We start from the raw sequence: 496 nt of genomic DNA on the forward strand, positions 1-496 counted from the left end.
CCTTCGCGCTGGTCCACATGCGGCCGGCCGCGCGCCGCGTCGCGCTGTTCATGGTCATGGTGCCGTTCTGGGTCTCGGTGCTGGTGCGCGCCTTTGCCTGGATCACCATCCTGCGCCGCAACGGTGTGCTCAATTCGGCGCTGGTCGGCAGCGGCGCGATCGCCGAGCCGCTGGAACTCGTCTACAATCAGTTCGGCGTGATCGTCGGCATGGTCCACTACATGATGCCGTTCGCGATCCTGCTGCTCTACGCCAACCTTTCCGAAATCGACCCCCGCATCATCCAGGCGGCGCGGTCGCTTGGGGCGAGGCCCGTCACTATCTTCACCCGCGTCTGGCTGCCGCTCAGCCTGCCCGGCCTTGCGATCGCCAGCCTGTTCATCGTCATCTTCTCGCTCGGCTTCCTGGTGACGCCGGCCATCCTCGGCGCCGGTCGCGTGCTCATGGTCGGCGAATACATCTCGGTGCAGATCTCCTCGACCTTGCGCTGGGGGGT

The 496-nt window shown here is 66.1% G+C and carries 1 protein-coding gene; it reads left to right on the forward strand.

The window, feature by feature from the left end:
- On the forward strand, window positions 1-496 hold a 496-nt coding region (locus EOA24_RS40620), incomplete at both ends, for an ABC transporter permease (protein WP_133375110.1).

This window comes from Mesorhizobium sp. M2A.F.Ca.ET.039.01.1.1 (genome assembly GCF_003998035.1).
Classification (GTDB): Bacteria; Pseudomonadota; Alphaproteobacteria; order Rhizobiales; family Rhizobiaceae; genus Mesorhizobium.